The sequence below is a fragment of the Paenibacillus sp. FSL E2-0190 genome (genome assembly GCF_037992965.1).
GTDB classification, from domain to species: domain Bacteria; phylum Bacillota; class Bacilli; order Paenibacillales; family Paenibacillaceae; genus Paenibacillus_AQ; species Paenibacillus_AQ odorifer.
In genome coordinates this window covers 5,689,697-5,709,557 of the sequence record NZ_CP150306.1, presented here as the reverse complement: position 1 = coordinate 5,709,557, position 19,861 = coordinate 5,689,697, and the positions used below count along the sequence as shown (strand labels likewise).

At 46.0% G+C, this 19,861-nt stretch carries 14 protein-coding genes and 1 tRNA gene; 11 read left to right on the top strand and 4 right to left on the bottom strand.

From position 1 onward, the window contains the following. Positions 1–70: 70 nt before the first annotated feature. Together NST25_RS25105 and NST25_RS25100 are read right to left on the bottom strand one after the other, a co-directional pair. Positions 71–2,461 carry a glycosyl hydrolase family 18 protein gene (locus tag NST25_RS25105; RefSeq protein WP_340033587.1) on the bottom strand — a complete coding sequence of 797 codons (2,391 nt, stop codon included), beginning with the start codon at positions 2,459–2,461 and terminating at the stop codon, positions 71–73. Positions 2,462–2,521: 60 nt separating this feature from the next. Next, positions 2,522–4,483 (bottom strand): glycosyl hydrolase family 18 protein, encoded by a 1,962-nt coding sequence (locus NST25_RS25100; RefSeq protein ID WP_340033585.1) that lies wholly within the window; start codon positions 4,481–4,483, stop codon positions 2,522–2,524. Positions 4,484–5,084: 601 nt separating this feature from the next. Here NST25_RS25100 and NST25_RS25095 point away from each other — a divergent pair. From NST25_RS25095 to NST25_RS25080, 4 genes are all read left to right on the top strand, one after another. After that, the gene (locus tag NST25_RS25095; RefSeq protein ID WP_076129202.1) at positions 5,085–5,519 is read left to right on the top strand and encodes an NfeD family protein; all 435 of its coding nucleotides are present in this window, start codon (positions 5,085–5,087) and stop codon (positions 5,517–5,519) included. After that, positions 5,519–6,454 carry an SPFH domain-containing protein gene (locus NST25_RS25090; RefSeq protein ID WP_076129203.1) on the top strand — a complete coding sequence of 312 codons (936 nt, stop codon included), beginning with the start codon at positions 5,519–5,521 and terminating at the stop codon, positions 6,452–6,454. The genes NST25_RS25095 and NST25_RS25090 overlap by 1 nt, the downstream gene beginning before the upstream one ends. Positions 6,455–6,556: 102 nt before the next feature. Beyond that, on the top strand, positions 6,557–7,012 hold the full coding sequence (locus tag NST25_RS25085; protein ID WP_036686965.1) for a cupin domain-containing protein: 456 nt from the start codon (positions 6,557–6,559) through the stop codon (positions 7,010–7,012). 155 nt (positions 7,013–7,167) lie between these two features. Continuing rightward, a complete protein-coding gene (locus tag NST25_RS25080) occupies positions 7,168–8,004 on the top strand; it encodes an aldo/keto reductase (protein WP_036686969.1) in 837 nt (278 codons plus the stop codon). Between the two features lie 99 nt (positions 8,005–8,103). Here NST25_RS25080 and asnB read toward each other — a convergent pair whose 3' ends face one another. Next, the gene (gene asnB / locus NST25_RS25075; protein WP_076129204.1) at positions 8,104–9,948 is read right to left on the bottom strand and encodes an asparagine synthase (glutamine-hydrolyzing); all 1,845 of its coding nucleotides are present in this window, start codon (positions 9,946–9,948) and stop codon (positions 8,104–8,106) included. Positions 9,949–10,092: 144 nt separating this feature from the next. Here asnB and NST25_RS25070 point away from each other — a divergent pair, with 144 nt between their 5' ends. Continuing rightward, the gene (locus NST25_RS25070) at positions 10,093–10,449 is read left to right on the top strand and encodes a hypothetical protein (protein ID WP_076305144.1); all 357 of its coding nucleotides are present in this window, start codon (positions 10,093–10,095) and stop codon (positions 10,447–10,449) included. 209 nt (positions 10,450–10,658) lie between these two features. Next, a tRNA-Arg gene (locus NST25_RS25065) sits at positions 10,659–10,732 on the top strand. 2,377 nt (positions 10,733–13,109) lie between these two features. Here NST25_RS25065 and NST25_RS25060 read toward each other — a convergent pair. Continuing rightward, positions 13,110–14,018: a serine hydrolase gene (locus NST25_RS25060; protein ID WP_340392717.1), complete on the bottom strand. Its 909-nt coding sequence runs from the start codon at positions 14,016–14,018 to the stop codon at positions 13,110–13,112. A 443-nt stretch (positions 14,019–14,461) separates the two neighbouring features. Between NST25_RS25060 and NST25_RS25055 the strand changes: the two genes are divergently transcribed. From NST25_RS25055 to NST25_RS25035, 5 genes are all read left to right on the top strand, one after another. Then, positions 14,462–15,475: a LacI family DNA-binding transcriptional regulator gene (locus NST25_RS25055; protein WP_076129206.1), complete on the top strand. Its 1,014-nt coding sequence runs from the start codon at positions 14,462–14,464 to the stop codon at positions 15,473–15,475. Positions 15,476–15,499: 24 nt separating this feature from the next. Then, a complete protein-coding gene (locus NST25_RS25050; RefSeq protein WP_340033580.1) occupies positions 15,500–16,249 on the top strand; it encodes an alpha/beta hydrolase family protein in 750 nt (249 codons plus the stop codon). Positions 16,250–16,311: 62 nt separating this feature from the next. Then, entirely contained in the window at positions 16,312–17,235 is a 924-nt protein-coding gene (locus NST25_RS25045; RefSeq protein ID WP_036687012.1) for an ABC transporter permease subunit, read from the top strand. A gap of 17 nt (positions 17,236–17,252) precedes the next feature. Beyond that, positions 17,253–18,152, top strand: a complete 900-nt coding sequence (locus NST25_RS25040) for a carbohydrate ABC transporter permease (RefSeq protein WP_036686985.1) — start codon at positions 17,253–17,255, stop codon at positions 18,150–18,152. Between the two features lie 57 nt (positions 18,153–18,209). Continuing rightward, complete coding sequence (locus tag NST25_RS25035; protein WP_076129208.1) at positions 18,210–19,814, top strand: extracellular solute-binding protein; 1,605 nt, start codon at positions 18,210–18,212, stop codon at positions 19,812–19,814. Positions 19,815–19,861: the final 47 nt, after the last annotated feature.

Genomic DNA, 19,861 nt, shown 5'->3' with positions numbered 1-19,861 from the left:
CCAGAGAATGAGTATGACTCTGCACTAATAATGGGATGTTCTCCTTGTTGGAATCAAGGAGAGCACCGGATTATATCAGCTTCCAAAGAGCAGGTGTGGAAGCTGGCTCCCACCCCTGAAGTGAAGTGTGAGGCTGCAAGCAGGTATACGTTTTTCCACTGTAGGCAACAACATCACCTACTTTATAAGCAACTCCTGTTACCCAGCTAGACCCTCCCGAAGTAGGTGTAGCAGTCGGTAATGGAGTTTGCGTGGGTGTTACGGTTGCGGTGGGCGTTGGTGCCACCGTAGGCGCTGGAGTAACGGTTGCAGTAGGCGTCGGTGCCACCGTAGGTGTCAAAGTCGGTGTTACTGTTGGAGCTACAGTTGCCGTTGGTGTAGAAGTTGCTGTTCCACACACGCTGATGTATTTCCAGACACCGTCCGGTCCGCTAAGATCGGGACGATCGCCTTGTGTCCACCACTTGGCTTCATAGAGTGAGCCGTTGTAGGAAACGCGTTGTCCGCCAGTATATGCGGTTGCCGCATTCCAGGTCGCTGCCGAACATTGTCCCGGCGTAGGAGTAGGTGTTGGCGCTACAGTTGGCGTTGGCGTCACGGTTGCCGTCGGAGTCGGTGTCGGTGATGCAGACGGTGTTGGTGTTGGCGTAGGTGTAATGCCTCCGTACAGTTTATCGTATTCCTGTTGGGACGAGTTTCCGTTCAGGGTGATTCGCTGTGGACCGCCTGAAAAGTTCAGCTTCATCATACCCGGAATTTCAAGTGAAGCTCCATTCGCAATAGTTTGAGTAGCTGTACCTGTAATACGGTAGCGGTTGAAATCCCAGGCCGTGGAGATTTGCTCAACGCTACCGGCTCCCCATGCCGAGGTTAGGGTTGTAGTTGTTGGCAGGTCGAACTCCAGCTTCCAGCCACCGGAAATATCTGTGCCGGTATTGTTCGTTATTTTTAATGAATAGGTATAGTTCGGATGATCATAGGCGCCGCTGAAGCTGAGGTTGAAGTTTTTAGGTTCAGGCAACTGCGGCTTAGGAGCTCCGCCCGGCGGCGAGGCTGTCTTCAGCTGATCATAGGCAAAATCGGTCAGAGAATTGCCATACGTATAAGTGCCATCGCTCTGCTCAGAGTAATCGCCCGTTAGTTCCCAGAACATCATACCTCCCAAGCCTTTTTGCTTGATGTAATCCAGCTTGTAGCCAAGCGATTCCTTATCTTCATACGTAAGAAAAATCTTCTTGTCTGCGTTGAACAAGTACGGTGTTTTGGTAACAGGATCGAAGTAGCGCTTATTCGCTGGATCTTTGAGCAGATTTAGCACATGCCAGATCGGATTTGCACCAGCAGGCTGCTCTGGTGCGGGATCATTCCAGATCCCGTATTGGCCATCTGCTCCCCCACCGGTTGTCGGAGCTGTGCCGTAAAGGCCGGTATTGTTGATGCCTCCATTCACATTTTTCCAGCCTCGTGAATAATAAGGAACTCCGATCACGATTTTTTCCGGAGGAAGCGTTCCAAGATAGTATCGGACCGCCCAGTCGGTATTCAGAACCGGAGTACCCAGCGCAGCAGTTTCAGTATCGCGGGAATCCGGGTACAGTGCAGAATGCGGCCCAACATATCCATTCCAAGCCCCATGGAAATCATAGGTCATAAGGTTCGCCCAGTCTAAATACTGATTGGCTTCCCCAAGCTTCATGCCCCCAAGAATCCAGGAAGAGGCGGTGGCCGCAATGGTCAGGTCATATTTCTGATTGTCTTGTGAACCTGCCAGATCGAGCTTTTCGCGAAGTTTTTTCATAAGAAGAACATAGTTGTTGTAATTTACGGTACGCAGCGGTTCTGCCACGGCAAAATCGTTAGGATTACCGGACTGCCCAGTGCCAGAAGGGTACTCCCAATCGATGTCTACTCCGTTGAACTGATAGGTACGCAGAAAATCCACAACACTATTGGCAAAAGCTTCTCGCCCGGCTTCTGAATTCGCCATGTTGAAGAACCCTCCGGAACCCGACCAGCCGCCAACAGAAATCAGGGTGCGGACATCAGGATAGAGCTGTTTGTACTTAACCAGTTGGTTAAAATGCCCCTTAAAAGGCAGGGTGGTCAGCTGACCGGGATAGTCTTTTTCGATTGCAGCTGTACGGTCCATGAGATCAATCTTGTTCGTTTGAGGATTTACCTTGGCGAAGGCGTAGTTAATATGGGTAATTTTATCCCACGGAATCTTGTCTACGGTGTAAAATCCTTTGTTCTCCTGATCGCCCCACTCTGGGAAGTAAGCAACGATTTTACGAGGGTGATCAGCTGCTGGAGCGGGAGCGGAAGGTGTTGTTTCCGCGGCATGGGCCACTGGTAAGGATGCACCTGTCCCGGTGTAAAGTGGAACCAGAACGATTAGGCTCATTAGCGCAGCAAGGTAACTTATGGATATTTTGCGCTTAGCACGTGCTTTTGCAATCATATTTAATATACCTCCAAAGGGGGATAATGTTATTTCAGGAACGATGCTTCCTGCAAGTCTTTAATTGAGCTTCCATAGCGCAGGTGTGGTGGCTGGCTCCCAGCCCTGAAGTGAAGTGTGGGGCTGCAAGCAGGTATATGTTTTTCCGTTGTAAGCGACGACATCACCTGTTTTGTACGCAACGCCTGTTCCCCAGCTAGACCCTTCCGAAGTAGGCGTAGCGGTAGGTAAAGGAGTTTGTGTAGGTGCAACGGTTGCAGTTGGCGTTGGCGCTAAAGTAGGCGTAGGTGCAACGGTTGCGGTAGGCGTTGGTGCTACCGTAGGTGTTAAAGTTGGGGCCACAGTTGCAGTTGGTGTTGGTGTCGCTGTTCCGCATACGCTGATGAATTTCCAGACCCCATCAGTTCCGCTAAGATCAGGACGATCCCCTTGCGTCCACCATTTGGCTTCATAGACTGAGCCATTGTAGGAGACACGCTGTCCGCCAGTGTATACGGTTGTTGCACCCCAGGTCGCTGCAGAACATTGTCCCGGTGTAGGCGTTGGGGTTGGCGTCACGGTTGCAGTTGGCGTTGGTGTTGGTGTTGCAGTTGGAGTTGCAGTAGGTGTAGCGGTTGCAGTTGGTGTAGGTGTTGGTGATGTGGATGGTGTCGGTGTCGGCTGCACCACTCCGCCACCAAGATCGGCGTTTAGTTTATTGGTTAGTGTTTTGTTCCGGTCACCACTTGTTTCCCAGAACATAGCACCTGCAAGACCCTTGGACTTCAGGTAGCTGATCTTGTGGCCAAAGGATTCTACGTCGTCATAGCTGATAAAGGTTTGATTTGTTGGATTATAGAGATAAGGCACTTTGGATGTATCATTCCAATAGCGGATATAACCGTTTTTGTTGATATAATTGGCTTCGAGATCATAGAAATCATAGCTGCCTTTTTCCCATGTACCCGTTGGTGAGATGCCAGCGGACACCTGATATTGGCCGTTTCCTGAAGCAGGAGCTCCGCCCCAACCACGACCGTAATAAGCCATGCCAAGTACAAGCTTGTTCGCAGGTACACCATTCGCAAGATAGGAGGTTACCGCTTTATCGATGTTAAAATTTTGCGGTTCGGTTAAGCCCGAAGCGGAAGCTGCGGGATCATAGTACAACGGAGCATTATGTCCGGTGGTGGTGTTCCAGCTCCCATTAAAGTCATAGGTCATAATATTGATCCAGTCGACAACGGAAGCAATGCCGGCCAGATTATTATTGTTGATATACGTTGGGCCTGCCCCGGAAGCAATGGTCAGCAGATAGGTTTTTCCATCCGCCGCGCCGGCTGTATTCAGCTTTTCGCGAACTTTTTGCAGCAGCAGTACATAGTTTTCTTTATCTTCAGGACGGTAGCTATTGCCTGCGAGTCCACCACTTACTGGATATTCCCAGTCGAGATCCACGCCGTCCATCTTGTATTTTCGAATAAAATCAACCGCGGAATTGGCAAAAACCTCACGGGTCGCAGCTGTCGCAGCTACATCCGAGAAACGGTTCGACCAGGTCCAGCCTCCAACGGAGATTAGGGTCTTCAGGTTCGGGTTCTTTTCCTTCAGCTTCCATAGCTGCTTCAGGTTACCTTTGATGGGATCATCCCATTTGTCATCCCCGAAGCTTTTTCCAGTGTCAATCCACGGGTCACCAAGAACAATCGTACCGTTCGGAACGCTGATGGCTTGGCCTTGCTCATTCTGGCAAGACCAGGTCACCGGATTAGGGCCGGTGGGGTCGGGATTGCCATGGATTCCATTCCAACAAATATCCGCAAAAGCGTAGTTAATGACATTCATTTTGGTAGGATCGATATCAGTTACATTGTAAGAACGCCCGTAAGCGGCCCATGAAGCGTAATAACCAACCAGTTTGTAATCCTGTGCGGCGTTGGCTATTTTGGGACTGCCGCCCAGGGTGGAAAAGAGTGTCAGAACAAGCGCGGCGATCATCGCAATTGCAAAGGTTTTGCGTGAAGCTTTTTTCGTGAAGATCATTGAATTTCTACCTCCTAGATTCAAAGTGTAGTTCGAAATTCTTTTCGGCAAGATGTCCTGACCTTCACCTCCCGTCGGTTGTAGTGCACCATCACCCTTGGCGTTTCTATCATTCTATTGAAGATCAATTCGTAGATTCAGCAGCAAAAAAGCAGCGGTCCAAATCAAGCCTTACCCAATCAGTAAGCGCTTTCTTTTATGCTTTTTGTGTGCTGCTGTTTCATGGATTTTTAAAGATGTAACATGCTGTGTATGGTTTGAATGAATAGAGGAGGATGTTTGGAAGTTGGATAATTAGGATGAATTAGATATAAATGGGTGATGGTAACTCTTATTCTCAAGCATAGCTTGCAATTGCGCTAGGGATAAAATCAGGTGATATAGGGGGACAATTTTCTAATTTATAGTGACTCTTCAAAAAGTGAACCCTTTTGGATTTGTATACTCGCTTTTATCAAGAAACTCATGAAGAAACACATAACCACCGATGTAATGAATATAAATCATATACATGCCTGAGATATTTTTTTATGGAACTATGCAACGCATCGATGTTTCTTTTCGTTATAGTAGTATCATACGGAAGGTGGTGGGCTCACCGATGGTTGTGTGGGTGTTTTGGCTGATCGCAGCCGGTGTCCTGTTTGTTGTTGAGATGATGACGCTTACTTTTTATTTATTGTGGCTTAGTATTGGTGCTTTGGCCGCAGGTTTGGTGTCGCTGATTGTTCCCGAAGCCATTTTGTTTCAGGTGGTCCTTGGATCACTGGTCGCACTTGGTCTGACTATATTCTCGAAACCACTGGTTTCTAGATTTCGCCATTCACGTGGGTTCAAGGATACAGGTACAGAAATCATCGGTAGGCAAGGAGTAGTTGTTGAGCCGATAGAGCAGGGACGTTACGGGCAAGTGAAGGTAGGCGGAGATACGTGGAGCGCGAGCTCTGATCAGAATCTGGGCAAGGATGAGGTTGTAAGAGTAGTGAAAAGAGGCACGACGATTATCGAAGTAGAACGATGGGGGGAAATGAACTAATGCAATGGGCAATTATCGCAATTATTATTGTAGTGGTCGTAGTTTTTGTGGCATTAACAGTCAAAATCGTACCACAGCAACGGGTAGGCGTAGTGGAAAGGCTCGGTAAATTTAATCGTCTGCTGACACCGGGGTTGAACATTCTGATTCCTGTAATTGATCAGGTGCGCACGTACCATGATTTACGGATTCAACAAGCGAATGTACCTCCGCAAACGGTAATTACAAAGGATAACGTGCAGGTGCAGATTGATACGATTATTTTCTACCAGGTGGTTGGACCAGAGGAAGCTACTTATGGTATTTCTGATTATGTGTATGGGGTAAGAAACATTTCGACGGCAACAATGCGGCAAATCATCGGTAAGCTGGAATTGGATGAGACCTTGTCTGGACGGGAAAAGATTTCGACGGACATCCGTCTTGCTCTCGATGAAGCTACTGAGAAGTGGGGCGTACGGATCGAGCGTGTGGAAGTTATCGATATCAAACCGCCATTGGATATTCAGGAAGCGATGGATAAGCAGATGAAAGCAGAGCGGAGCAAACGTGCCATTGTTTTGGAGGCGGAAGCTGCCAAGCAGGATATGATCCTACGCGCTGAAGGGGATAAACAAAGTAAGATTCTAAAAGCAGAAGGCGATAAAGAAGCGCGTATCCGTCAAGCAGAGGGTTCTCGCCAGGCGCAAGAACTGGAAGCACACGGTGAGGCTAAAGCGATTCAAGCCGTGGCAGAAGCAGAAAAATCACGCATTGAGCTGATTCGTTCGGCAGGTCTGGATGAGCATGTTCTGGCTTATCGTTCCTTCGAGGCTCTGGCTGAGATTGCCAAAGGTCCTGCTAATAAAGTGTTCTTGCCAACAAGCGCTGTTGAAACGCTGGGAAGTCTTGGAGCGATTGCAGAAGTCTTCAAAGCGAGCAAGGACAGTAAATAGATTTTACAATTCGAGCTTATTCCGTTAAAGTAAAAAGCAAAAACAACCTTATGCATACGAAGCTATTGTTGTTCATGCTAACTTTGAAGGAGAGAAGCTACTGTGACGCAAAAAGAAATTTCACCGCTAGTTGAACTGCTTGGATTACAGCCTCACGTTGAGGGTGGTTGGTACAAAAGACTTTGGAATTCGGAATTTGAAATTTCGCAGGAAGTGTTAGGCGATAGCTATTCTGGATCACGTCATTCGGCATCTTCAATTTATTTTTTACTTCACGAAGGCGAACAATCTGATTGGCATACTGTATTGTCCGATGAAGTTTGGTTGTGGCATTCCGGTAGTCCAATCGTGCTAAGTCTCGGAGGTAATGGAGATAAGCCTGAGGATGTGCAGGAAGTTATTCTGGGCCTCGATATTGCTGCAGGCCAGCAGCCACAAGTGGTTGTTCCAGCGGGAGTATGGCAAGCTGCGCGCTCGTTAGGCAAAGAGCCGACGCTGGTATCCTGTATTGTTTCTCCTGAATTCCATTTTGATGATTTCAAACTAATTGAGAAATAAAGAAGAGCGGGGGCGCTTACGCCTCCGTTTTTTTATAAGGATTTGGGGAATGATGAAGCCATCTGCTATACTTTTTATGGTAGCGTTTGCTTCTTAAGTGGATAAATAGGTTAAGTATGTTTAACGAAATAACAATAAGCTTGGAGGGTTAAGCGATGAGTGAATTAAATGCACCGTTCTCGGGTGGTCCTACTTTAAATGACGGGGTGACCATGCCGTGGCTGGGTCTTGGCGTGTATAAGACTAAAGATGGCGAAGAGGTTATTCATGCGGTCAAAACCGCAGTGGAATTAGGATATCGCAGTATTGATACGGCAGCCGGATACAATAACGAAGAAGGCGTAGGACAAGCTATTCGTGATTGTGGAGTGGCCCGGGATGAGTTGTTTATTACGACTAAAGTACGAAATCCTGATCAAGGTTATGAGTCTACGCTAAAAGCGTTCGAGGATAGCCGGCGCAAGCTGGGTCTGGACTATCTAGATCTGTATCTCATACACTGGCCGGTGGCAGGAAAATATCGTGAGACATGGAAGGCCTTAATTCATCTGCAAAAAGAAGGCCTCATCAAATCTATCGGCGTGAGCAATTTTCAGGTTCATCATCTGAAAGATATCATCGAGGATACCGGAGTGGTGCCTGTGGTGAATCAGGTGGAATTCCATCCGCTGTTGACTCAGCGCGAGCTGCTGAAATATGCCAATGAACAGGGCATTCAGCTTGAAGCATGGAGTCCATTAATGCAGGGGAATCTTGATCTACCGCTCTTAAAAGAGTTGGCTGAGAAGTATGGCAAGACCCCTGCTCAAATTGTACTTCGCTGGGATTTGCAGCAAGGTGTCATTACGATACCTAAATCCGTACATGCGGATCGAATCAAGGAGAATGCGGGATTCTTTGACTTTACGCTTAGTGATGAGGATGTCAAAGCTATCGAGGGCTTGAACAAAGACCATCGATTTGGCCCGGACCCGGACAACTTTAATTTTTAAAGATCGTAGAGTAATTATTGCAAATACAAGCCAAACAGCAAGCCACCGGATACGGGGACTTGCTGTTTGGCTTGTCGGTTACCTCAGTTCTCTACGTGCTTATTGGATGGAGACGTTATATTTACGCAGCCAGAGATCCACTTGGGCGAGGTAAGCAAACAGCTGAGGACCGGACATGAGCTGGCCGAACCAAGGCAGATTGGTTGAGGATTCCGGGGAAGCGGCGATCTCACGGATTTTGGCAGCATCAATTAGCGGAAGTAGGGGGGAAGTGGAGTCATCCAGAATGTTTAATACCTGAGTTCGTACCGCATTTAAATAGGCAGGATTATGAGTTTTGGGGTAAGGGCTTTTTTTGCGGTAGAGCACATCGTCTGGAAGAATGCCTTCAAGAGATTTACGTAAAATCCCTTTTTCACGGCCCCCCAGATTCTTGATTTCCCACGGAATATTAAATACATATTGAACGAGTCGGTGATCACAATATGGAACACGTACCTCTAGCCCTGCGCCCATGCTCATTCGGTCTTTACGGTCTAGCAGAGTAGGCATGAAGCGGGTGATATTCAGATAGGACATGACGCGCATTTGTGCTTGTTTTCCCGTCTCTCCATCCAACTTCGGAACTTCAGCCACCGCATCACTATATCTGTCACCCAAATATTCCAGTGGACGAATCCACTCGTTAATTTCTGGGGAAAGTAGACTTGCACGCATTTTCGGAGCAACTGACCAAGGAAAAGTGCCTGAGGAGAGCATTTCCTCACGGTGGAACCAAGGGTATCCCCCAAAAATCTCATCCGCCGCTTCACCGGAAATAGCTACTGTCGCGTTCTTTTTAATCTCCCGGCAAAATAAGTACAAAGAAGAGTCCACATCGGTCATCCCTGGTAAATCCCTAGTGTACAAAGCATTATCCAGCGCTTCTACAAGCTCCGGAGTATCGAATGAGATGTAGTGGTGATTTGTATTCAATTCATCGACCATTCGTTTAATCCAGGGCCCATCTGCTCCCGGCTGGAAAGTATGACTTTTGAAATGTTTGTCGTTATCTACATAGTCTACGGAATAAGTATCCACTTGTCCCTGACCATTCCGGTTGTAGTAATCCACTGCAAGTGCCGTCAGCGCACTGGAATCCAGCCCTCCCGACAAAAGAGAGCAAACAGGGACGTCTGAGACCAGTTGGCGTTCGAGTGTATCTTGGAGCAGTTCACGCACCTTAGCGGCTGTCTCTGCTTCATTGTCAGTATGCTTTGCGCTCTCCAGCTTCCAATAAGCATAACTGCGCAGACCTTCACGGCTATAGATCATAGCATGACCTGGACGAAGCTCTTGCATATCCTTATAAACACCATGACCCGGTGTACGCGCTGGACCGATGATGAAGATTTCTGCGAGACCTTCAGGACCCACGATTGGTTGTACCTTGGGATGCTGCAGCAACGCCTTAGGCTCTGAGCCAAAAACTAGGACATCATCAACCTTGCTGTAGAACAGGGGTTTCACACCTAAACGGTCACGTGCAAAAAAGACTTGGTCCCGCAGACCGTCCCATACTGCAAAAGCAAAGATTCCATTGAGCTTCTCTGCGCAATCCGGGCCCCATTCGATATAGGAATGCAGCAGCACTTCTGTATCGCACTGGGTGCGGAATTGATGCCCTCGCTGCTTAAGTTCCTGTTTGAGTTCGAGGGCGTTATATAATTCGCCGTTGTAAACAATCGCGTATACCTGTTCCTCATGGCGGGTGATCATGGGCTGGGCACCGTTCTCCGGATCGATAACGCTAAGTCTGCGGTGACCGAAAGCACAGGGGCCTGAGATCCAGGTTCCGGCTGCATCGGGGCCGCGGTTTGCTAAAGTTTCAGTCATTTTGACCAGCAGCTGCGAGTGCTGAGTGAGATCTCCGCGCCACTGGATAAATCCGGTTATTCCGCACATGATGGTTCATCCTCTCTTTTGTGCGATTGTTGTCCTTACTTTTTTGCCAAGTAATACAGATATATGCCGAAGGAAGGCATAAAATGTATGTCCTTATCCGAACACTAGGGGAGAGGGGAATTTGCCAGGAGGGAAGGATGACAGGTGTATTATATTAAAGACGCCAAAATTCGCAGAATGATGGAGTACGATGGTGCGCCTTGTGCAGAAGTGGGTGTTTTGCCGGGTGCTGTTAGTGATCCTGCGCTTTTGGTGTATATCGTTGAGGATCGGCGTGAAGAAGGATATGAGATTGTCCGTATTCTGACTAATGATGCTGATACCTCCACCGATTGGTTTGATAACAATATGCATGACGCTTTTCAAGATGTGACCTCGAGTGCATTTACAGGCAGTAACTTCATGTCGCCAGAAGATGAGCATTCCAAGTTTCAACGAGAAGTACTCACTTTTGGGGATTTAAAAAAGCAGCTGGAGAAGCGTTTTCGAAAGCTGGAGTAAATATCGAAGGTTTGTAAAACGCACACTGGAATGGCTGAAAAAGACGGCAGAAATGCCGTTTTTTTCATTTCCTGTGGTTACGCTGATGTGTGAAAAAGCTGCACCGGAAACACTTTTATTATTTTTCTAAGTTGTTTTGACTTGAAAAATCCGCTGAATAAGGTATAATAAATATCGTTGCGTCAATACATAGTATTTATTTCTTATATGTCCCGGTAGCTCAGCTGGATAGAGCATGCGCCTTCTAAGCGCACGGTCAGGGGTTCGAATCCCTTCCGGGACGTCAATTAACAGCCTTCCTTCGGGAAGGCTGTTTTTGCGTGCGCGAGTTTTAGTTCGAGGTCACACACGGGGTGCTTTGTCTTCCTTCTTGATCTAAACGTCGAAATTCGATTCACCGTTGAACATCAAACTTCCAGCATCTAGCCCACATTTGTACATACGCAGCAACTATCGGACCCAGATGACCTTAAATGCTGAAAAGTGCCACATTTGCGATGTCATCGGACTCCATCGTCGCTATTGGTGCCAAACGTGCCCCAAAAGAGCCGCTTTCTCAAGAATAGCTGCTGTGGAGTCCGAAACGTTTCTCAAAAGGCGATAAATGAGTAAATAACGTCACCTGAGTCCGCGAGCCTCCTCGGTCTGAGTAATGCTGGTTACTTGGTGTGTTGAGCTGCTAACCATCATTGAACATCAAACTTCCAGCATCTAGCCCACATTTGTACATACGCAGCAACTATCGGACCCAGATGTCCTTAAATGCTGAAAAGTGCCACATTTGCGATGTCATCGGACTCCATCGTCACTATTGATGCCAAACGTGCCCCAAATGAGCTACTTTCTCAGCAATAGCTGCACTGGAGTCCGAAACGTTGTTCAAAAGGCGATAAAAGAGTAAATAACGTCATCTGAGTCCGCGAGCTTCCTCAGTCTCAGGAAATACTGGTTACTTGGTGTGATGAGTTACTTATTTTGCACATACGCAGCAGCTATCGGACCCAGATGACCTTAAATGCTGAAAAGTGCGGATTTGCGATGTTATCGGACTCCATCGTCGCTATTGATGCCAAACGTGCCCCAAAAGAGCTACTTTCTCAGGAATAGCTGCACTGGAGTCCGAAACGTTGCTCAAAAGGCGATAAAAGAGTAAATAACGTCATCTGAGTCCGCGTGCCTCCTCAGTCTCAGAAAGTGCTGGTTACTTGGTGTGATGAGTTACTTATTTTGTACATACGCAGCAGCTATCGGACCCAGAGGACCTTAAATGCTGAAAAGTGCGGGATTTGCGATTTTATCGGACTCCATCGTCGCTATTGGTGCCAAACGTGCCCCAAATGAGTCGCTTTCTCAGGAATAGCTGCACTGGAGTCCGAAACGTTGCTCGTAAGGCGATAAAACAGTAAATAACGTCACCTGAGTCCGCGTGCCTCCTCAGTCTCAGAAAGTGCTGGTTACTTGGTGTGATGAGTTACTTATTTTGTACATACGCAGCAGCTATCGGACCCAGATGACCTTAAATGCTGAAAAGCGCCACATTTGCGATGTTATCGGACTCCATCGTCGCTATTGGTGCCAAACGTGCCCCAAATGAGCCACTTTCTCAGGAATAGCTGCGCTGGAGTCCAAAACGTTGCTCAAAAGGCGATAAAAGAGTAAATAACGTCATCTGAGTCCGCAAGCCTCCTCAGTCTAAGTATTGCTGGTTACTTGGTGGGTTGAGCTATTTGTAGGCGGTGGGGACTTACGGTTTGAGCATTTATTGGTGTGAACGCTTGGGCGTGTTTAGTTACTTATCATCGTTGAACATCAAACTTCCATCATCTAGCCCACATTTGCACATATGCAGCAGCTATCGGACCCAGAGGACCTTAAATGCTGAAAAGTGCGGGATTTGCGATTTTATCGGACTCCATCGTCGCTATTGGTGCCAAACGTGCCCCAAATGAGCCACTTTCTCAGGAATAGCTGCGCTGGAGTCCGAAACGTTGCTCGTAAGGCGATAAAAGAGTAAATAACGTCACCTGAGACCGCGAGCCTCCTCGATCTGAGAAAGAAAGTGCTGATTACTTGGTGTGATGAGTTACTTATTTTGCACATACGCAGCAGCTATCGGACCCAGAGGACCTTAAATGCTGAAAAGTGCGGGATTTGCGATGTCATCGGAGTCCATCGTCGCTATTGGTGCCAAACGTGCCCCAAAAGAGCTACTTTCTCAGGAATAGCTGCGCTGGAGTCCGAAACGTTGCTCAAAAGGCGATAAAAGAGTAAATAGCGTCATCTGAGTCCGCAAGCCTCCTCAGCCTCAGAAAGTAATGGTTACTTGGTGTGATGAGTTACTTAAATTGTACACACGCAGCAGCTATCGGACCCAGAGGACCTTAAATGCTGAAAAGTGCCACATTTGCGATGTTATCGGACTTCATCGTCGCTATTTGTGCCAAACGTGCCCCAAATGAGCCACTTTCTCAGGAATAGCTGCGCTGGAGTCCGAAACGTTGCTCAAAAGGCGATAAAAGAGTAAATAACGTCACCTGGGTCCGCAAGCCTCCTCAGCCTGAGACAGCGCTGGTTACTTGGCGGTGTTAAGTACTAATCGCCGAAGAATGTAAATTACCCATTATGCGCACGCTAACCTCAAGTCATAAAAAAGACCGCTCCTAAAGAAGCGGCCGGATTTCCTCCCAGACGGTATCCAGGATTCCCTGCATGTTATCTTCCATGCTGTTAATTGCAATGACTGCTTGAGCGTCCGGCACCACAAGACAGAATTGTCCATGAGCGCCATCGGCACGATAAGCGTCGTGGGAGCAGAGCCAGAATTGACAGCCGTATCCTTCTCCCCAGTCGCCGTTTCCATCATTATCGATCTGTTTTTGTGTAACAAAATCGATCCATGCTGCGGGAATTAGTTGCTGGCCCTGCCACTTTCCTTGCTGTAAAAGCAGCTGTCCAAACCGGCTTAACTCTTCCGTGTTAATCTGAAGTCCGGCACAGCCAAGGGTTACCCCTTGAGGTGTTGTTTCCCAATCGACATTGTTTATGCCCAGAGGTGCAAACAAACGAGGTACCAGATAATCCTTTACGGTTTGCCCGACGCGGGCTTGCACCATTGCAGAGATCATAATGGTATCTCCGCTGCTGTATGTAAATTTCTCTCCGGGAGCTCTGTCTAAAGTCAGAGCCAAATAATGCTGCACCCAATTTTTATCCTTCAAGGCTAATCTCTCTTCAGCCCAAAATGGAGGGGAGTCGTGCCCTGTACTCATTCGCAGCAAATCGAACAAAGTTATATCTCCGGGCTGCATGGATGGAGGTGTTGGTTTAAGAGGAGAGGCATACTCCGGAAAAACATCTTTAAGCGTTGTTTCCAGTGTCAACTTCCCTTCATCAATGGCAAGACCTACTGCCATACAAGTAAAAGACTTGCTGACGGAATGCTGCAAGCGCCGAATATCCTCCGTGAGATCCAGTTTTCCCACAAGGTTTCCGTTTTGAAGCACACGAACATTGAAAATATTCAGGTTTCGTTCACGAGCCTTAGCTGCGAATGGAGCCATGTTCAACATAAAAAGAGTCCTTCTTTCTCTTGATATTCCTAGCTAGGATAGCGAAGTGACAAAAAGAAAAACTAGAAAAATGAGTGGAAACGTTTTCTGTTATTGCGATAAAAATCGCTAAATTGATGGTATTCCATTCTTATTTTAAAGTCAATAAAACAAGGAAAACTATTGTTTGATATATAAATACCAATTATTTCTAATTTATAGATTGAATAACTATAGACTTATTGTAATTTTAACCAAATAAAAAGTGATGAATCACAATTTTTTTTGCCTTTTTAGTTGACTTATAAAAATTACCTGTTCATAATGGACGAAGTAAGCGAAAAAACGCGCTAAGGACTCAAAATGATGTCGTGGGAAACGTTTCCCATCATTTCATGCGTTTCCACAACCTGATTTTCATCGGGTGAAGGGGGGACTCATCATAGGAGTGGAGCAAGGTAAATATGAATATCAAAGATATTGCAAGGCTATCAGGCGTGGGTATCGCCACAGTCTCCAGAGTAATCAATAATAGCGGTGTTGTAAGCGATACAACTAGAGCTAAAGTGATGGCGGTTGTTAGAGAACATAACTATATTCCAAACGGTAATGCGAGCAACTTGAAAAAAACGCGATCCAATACCATAGCGCTAATGGTAAAAGGGATCTCAAACCCGTTTTTTGCCGACATGATCAAAGAAGTTGAACGCCAGGTGAACCTGCGGGGATGTCCGCTAATGATCCAGCATGTAGAAGATGGAGTAGACGAGATCGATATCGCTCTACAGCTTGTAAAAGAAAAAAATCTATATGGCGTAGTTTTTATGGGCGGAACGTATGATCACTCCGAAGATAAATTCAAACAATTAAAAATTCCATTTGTTCTGACTACCATCACGACTACAAAAGAAGTCGATCCTGCTGTTTTTTCAAGCGTGATCATTGATGATCTTCAGGAATCTTATAAGGCTGTCAGCTATTTAATCTCATTAGGACATCGCAATATCTGTTTTTTAGCCAGATTTCCTCTGGTGCAAAATACAACAGGTAACCGGCGGCTTATGGGATATATCAAGGCGCTTGAGGAGCATGGAATTGAGTACGACCCTTCAATGGTAGAGGACTGTGAATATAGTCCGAGCTCAGGCTTTACAGCTACCAAACGTCTGCTCAATAAGAAAAAAGATATCACTGCTGTTTTTGCTGCATCAGATACGATTGCCATTGGGGCGGCTAAGGCGTTATTGTCCTTGGGCTTATCAATTCCAAATGATGTTTCGATTATCGGATTCGACGGGATTGAAATGGCAGAATATTATCATCCATCTCTGGATACGATCAGCCAACCCGGAGTGGATATGGCGAAGGCCAGTGTTGAAATTTTGTTTGACCTGATCACAGGTGATTCGCAAAACAAACATATGGTATTCGAATCTGTACTGGTTAAGCGGGGATCTTGCAAGAAAATAAACAAATGAATAAGAACGAAAAGGAGATAACTCATGGCATTATTAACAGTTGAGACAGGCTCTCCTACCTTGAGAATGACAACGACCATCAGTATTATCTCCCCCGTCGATTCAGGCAACATGTCTGGAGGAACGCTCTACCTGCTGCATGGTGCTGGTGATAACGCCAGTACATGGCACAGGATGACTACTATTGAGCAGTATGCAAGTCAATATGGTTGTACAGTCATAATGCCCCAAGTAAACAGGAGCTATTATACAGACATGGAGTACGGACTGGATTACTTCCACTATGTGACCCATGAGCTTCCCGAGCTTTGTGGCCGAATGATGAGGTTGGATGATAATCCGCAGAAGACGTATATCGCTGGTTTATCGATGGGCGGGTATGGCGCTCTGAAATGTGCACTTACCTATCCCGAGCGTTACAGCAAAGTGGTTTCGTTATCAGGAGTTACCGATCTCCAGAAACGATTAAACGATCCGCAAATGTCCAAGGACATGGCGAGGGAGATGGCGGGTACTTTTGGAAAACGCTTACAAATTAAGCCGGATCAGGATCTGTACGCTTTAGCCGCTAAATTGGTCGACGATAAACGTAACCTGCCTTCGATTCTGACTTGCTGTGGTTCGAAAGATCCGTTTGTGGAGATGAATCGGGAATTCGCAGCTTATCTGGAGACGACCCCTTATGAATTTCAGTATGTTGAGACCTCTGGAACTCATGAATGGCGATTCTGGGAGGAACATCTGAAGACAACCTTTGATTTCTTGTACAACTAAAAGACATAAGCAGAGTGAGGAGATGCAAATTGAAATCCGAAGTTGCAATACCGGCTAAAAAAATGAACGACAGCAGATTCCAACTGTTCCTAAGAGAAGTCTGGAAGAACAGAATGGTCTATACTCTGGTGCTTCCTGGACTAGTGTGGCTTTTCCTATTCGCTTATCTGCCGATGGGTGGTCTATCTCTGGCTTTTAAAGATTTTAAAGCGAACTTAGGAATTTGGGGCAGCCCATGGAGCGGATTCGAGAATTTCACCTATGTGTTCCGTGACCCAGCTTTTATTGACGCCGTATGGAGAACGTTAACCATTAACATCGGTAAGCTGATTATTCAGTTCCCTTTTCCAATCATATTGGCATTGCTGCTGAATGAACTGCGCATGAATCGTTACAAAAAAGCTTTACAGACGGTGTTTACATTTCCGAACTTCCTGTCATGGATCGTAGTATCCGGGGTTGTTATCAATGTACTTTCCTATGATGGTCTGGTTAACAGCCTCATTCAAATGTTTGGCGGGACAGGCATTAACTTCCTAGGTTCTGAAAAAATGTTCGTTCCGATGTTGTATCTTACGGATATCTGGAAATCAGCAGGTTGGGGAGCCATTATCTTTATGGCCGCTATCTCTGGTATTGATACAGACCAATATGAATCCGCACAGATTGATGGTGCTACACGCTTGCAGCAAATGTTCCGCATTACTCTGCCTAACATTCTTCCGACGATTACGATTATGTTTATCCTTTCTGTCGGTGGCCTGATGTCATCTGGATTTGACCAAATCTTTAACTTGAGCAACGCTGCAACGAAAAACGTCTCGGAAGTACTAGATGTGTATATCTACCGAATCACGTTCCAGTCTTCAACAGACTTTTCATTCTCCACTGCAGTCAGTTTGTTCCGTTCACTTGTTAATATGATTCTGCTGATTCTGGCAGACAGAGCTGCCAAACTTATGGGCGGAGACGGTTTATTCCGGTAAGAAAGGAGTGCAAATGTATGAGTAAAAAAAAGCTGACAATTATGCAAGACCATAAAAAAATGACCGCTATGGATTATGTGATTTTCGTAATTCTGAGTGTAGGCGCTTTGGCCATTCTTATTCCATTCTGGAATGTCATTATGATTTCTTTTTCTACGCAAAAAGAATACGCTGATAACCCTATGATGTTATTTCCGAAGAACCCAACACTGGAATCCTATCGGGCACTCTTTGCTGATGGGCGGATCGGGACAGGGTATTGGAATACCTTTAAGATCTTAATCTTAGGACTCCCGCTTAGCTTGTTCTTGACGACAAGTATGGCTTACGGCCTTAGCCGCAATAAATTCCCGGGTAAAAAGCTGATTTTTATGCTTGTCCTGTTCACAATGATTTTTAATGGCGGGATTGTACCTTTGTACCTGGTGATGAAGGATCTGCATCTGACAGGCAACCTTTGGTCAGTTATTCTGGCTGGAAGCTTCAGTGCGTTTAACCTGATTCTGATGTCGAACTATTTTAGCAGTCTGCCTGAGTCCCTGATGGAATCTGCGCGACTTGATGGTGCTGGGGAATGGAGAATCCTATTCTCTGTAGTCCTGCCATTATCTGCTCCAATCGTAGCTACCATCACACTGTTCTACGGAGTAGCCTTCTGGAATGGATGGTATGACGCCATGATCTTCCTGCGGAAAGCGGATCAGATGCCACTGCAGAACGTGTTGCGATCTATCATTATGGAAGCCCAAGTGAATGCATCGAATGCCACAAGTGTTGACGCAGTGGGTAAACAATCATTCTCCATGGGTATGAAAATGGCGGCAGTATTCGTTACCATGGTTCCTATTATGTGTTTCTTCCCAATGCTCCAAAAGCACTTTGCCAAAGGGGTACTTACAGGGGCTATCAAGACCTAGTGGTTTATGATTTATCCATATAAAAGAGGGTCAGTCACACAATTTAAGGAGGACAAAATGAATATTTTAAAAAGAAAATCTGTAAAGTCAATCCTTGCCGGTGTTTTATGTCTTACTCCAATCATGTTGGCAGCATGCTCAAGCTCAGACAACAATGCTAATAGCGGAAATTCAGGCAATCCAACAGATGGATATAAAGATGAGTTGAAGATTTCGTTAGCCAGTACCATTAAGACAACAGAATCTGATTTTGATAACGTGTATCATAAATATTTTACGGATAAGTTCAATATTAAATGGGATTACAACTATATTGAATGGGATTCATGGGCTGAGAAGCTTCGCCTATGGATTAACTCTGGTGATCTTCCTGACGTAGCAAGCTGGAACTATGTTCACGGTGATGCGCTTAATTACATTGATCAAGGGCTGCTGTACAAGCTGCCAGATGACTGGAAAGAACGCTGGCCGAATGTGGCAGCCGCTTATAAGCTGACAGGACTTGGCGATGAATTGGAGAAAGCGGTAGGTGGCACTTATGTTCTGCCAAGACCGGTATACTTTGAGAACAAGCCGGCAGATCCGCTCATTAACCAAATCGGAGTAATTGCTCTGCGTTCTGACTGGGCTAAAGCCGTTGGTTTTGAATTGAAGGATGCCTACACTACTACAGAACTGATGGAATTTGCTAGATTGCTTAAAGAGAAAGACCCTGGCAAGGTAGGAGATAAACTCATTCCTATTTCTTATGACATCAACGATGCTTTGACTAATATTGTAATGGCTAATAGCGTGCATTCCAGAGTAGAGTCAGCATTCTATAAAGATGCAGATGGCAAATACCAATGGGGTCCAGCCAACGATGAAACGTTAGCGGCACTGAAAGAACTTCAAACTACTTATAAAGAAGGATTACTGCACCCTGAGTTTTATACTTGGAAAAATGGTGAATCTGGCCAAAAGTTCACAGTTAACGGTGTTTCCGGTATTACGAGTCTAGGTGGTTTGGCTTCTTACAGAAAAGACATGGACGTTAAAATGAAAGATAACCTAGGTGTAAATAGTGATGACCTAGTACACACAGCTATTGTACTTGGCGATGACGGTAAATATCGTAACCTCGATCAAGTTAACTTCTGGTCTGCTGTAATCTTCTCGCCAGATATTAGCAAAGAGAAATTTGAACGGATTATGGACTTCATGGAATATACAACAAGTAAAGAAGGTCAATTGACCGTTAACTTGGGCTTTGAAGGAACAGACTGGAAAAAAGGCGAAAATGGCGAATTAATCAGCCTACTCCCTGAAGGAACAACATTGGATAAGAAATATCCGAACCGTTTTGAAGGACTGTATGTCTTGGCGGATGACTTTAGTGTCGTGAACCCTGCGATCAAAAAAGAATATCGCGATCGTTCTGTAGAACTGTTCAAGGAAAAAGCTGAGCTTGCGTTAAAAGACAAAGCAACGGCTGAATATGACTGGGACTACCAGTTGTATGATTCCAAGGCTAAAAATCAGGCTTCCTTTGACTATGCTACAGAATACACTAACCTGATTTTGAAACCAGGCGATCTAGAGGCGAACTGGAAAGAATGGGTTAAGAGCAAACAATCCCTCGTTCAGCCGGTTCTAGATGAACTAAACAATCTAAAAAAATAGCTTTCGCCCTATGCATGTAGGAATGAACCTACAGGACCCGCGTGCAA

What these genes read in the sequence shown, in the direction of transcription:
- NST25_RS25105 (WP_340033587.1), bottom strand. Translation starts at nt 2,461, where the DNA reads ATGATTGCAAAAGCACGTGCTAAGCGCAAAATATCCATAAGTTACCTT.
- NST25_RS25100 (WP_340033585.1), bottom strand. Translation starts at nt 4,483, where the DNA reads ATGATCTTCACGAAAAAAGCTTCACGCAAAACCTTTGCAATTGCGATG.
- NST25_RS25095 (WP_076129202.1), top strand. Translation starts at nt 5,085, where the DNA reads ATGGTTGTGTGGGTGTTTTGGCTGATCGCAGCCGGTGTCCTGTTTGTT.
- NST25_RS25090 (WP_076129203.1), top strand. Translation starts at nt 5,519, where the DNA reads ATGCAATGGGCAATTATCGCAATTATTATTGTAGTGGTCGTAGTTTTT.
- NST25_RS25080 (WP_036686969.1), top strand. Translation starts at nt 7,168, where the DNA reads ATGAGTGAATTAAATGCACCGTTCTCGGGTGGTCCTACTTTAAATGAC.
- asnB (WP_076129204.1), bottom strand. Translation starts at nt 9,948, where the DNA reads ATGTGCGGAATAACCGGATTTATCCAGTGGCGCGGAGATCTCACTCAG.
- NST25_RS25060 (WP_340392717.1), bottom strand. Translation starts at nt 14,018, where the DNA reads ATGTTGAACATGGCTCCATTCGCAGCTAAGGCTCGTGAACGAAACCTG.
- NST25_RS25055 (WP_076129206.1), top strand. Translation starts at nt 14,462, where the DNA reads ATGAATATCAAAGATATTGCAAGGCTATCAGGCGTGGGTATCGCCACA.
- NST25_RS25050 (WP_340033580.1), top strand. Translation starts at nt 15,500, where the DNA reads ATGGCATTATTAACAGTTGAGACAGGCTCTCCTACCTTGAGAATGACA.
- NST25_RS25045 (WP_036687012.1), top strand. Translation starts at nt 16,312, where the DNA reads ATGAACGACAGCAGATTCCAACTGTTCCTAAGAGAAGTCTGGAAGAAC.
- NST25_RS25040 (WP_036686985.1), top strand. Translation starts at nt 17,253, where the DNA reads ATGAGTAAAAAAAAGCTGACAATTATGCAAGACCATAAAAAAATGACC.
- NST25_RS25035 (WP_076129208.1), top strand. Translation starts at nt 18,210, where the DNA reads ATGAATATTTTAAAAAGAAAATCTGTAAAGTCAATCCTTGCCGGTGTT.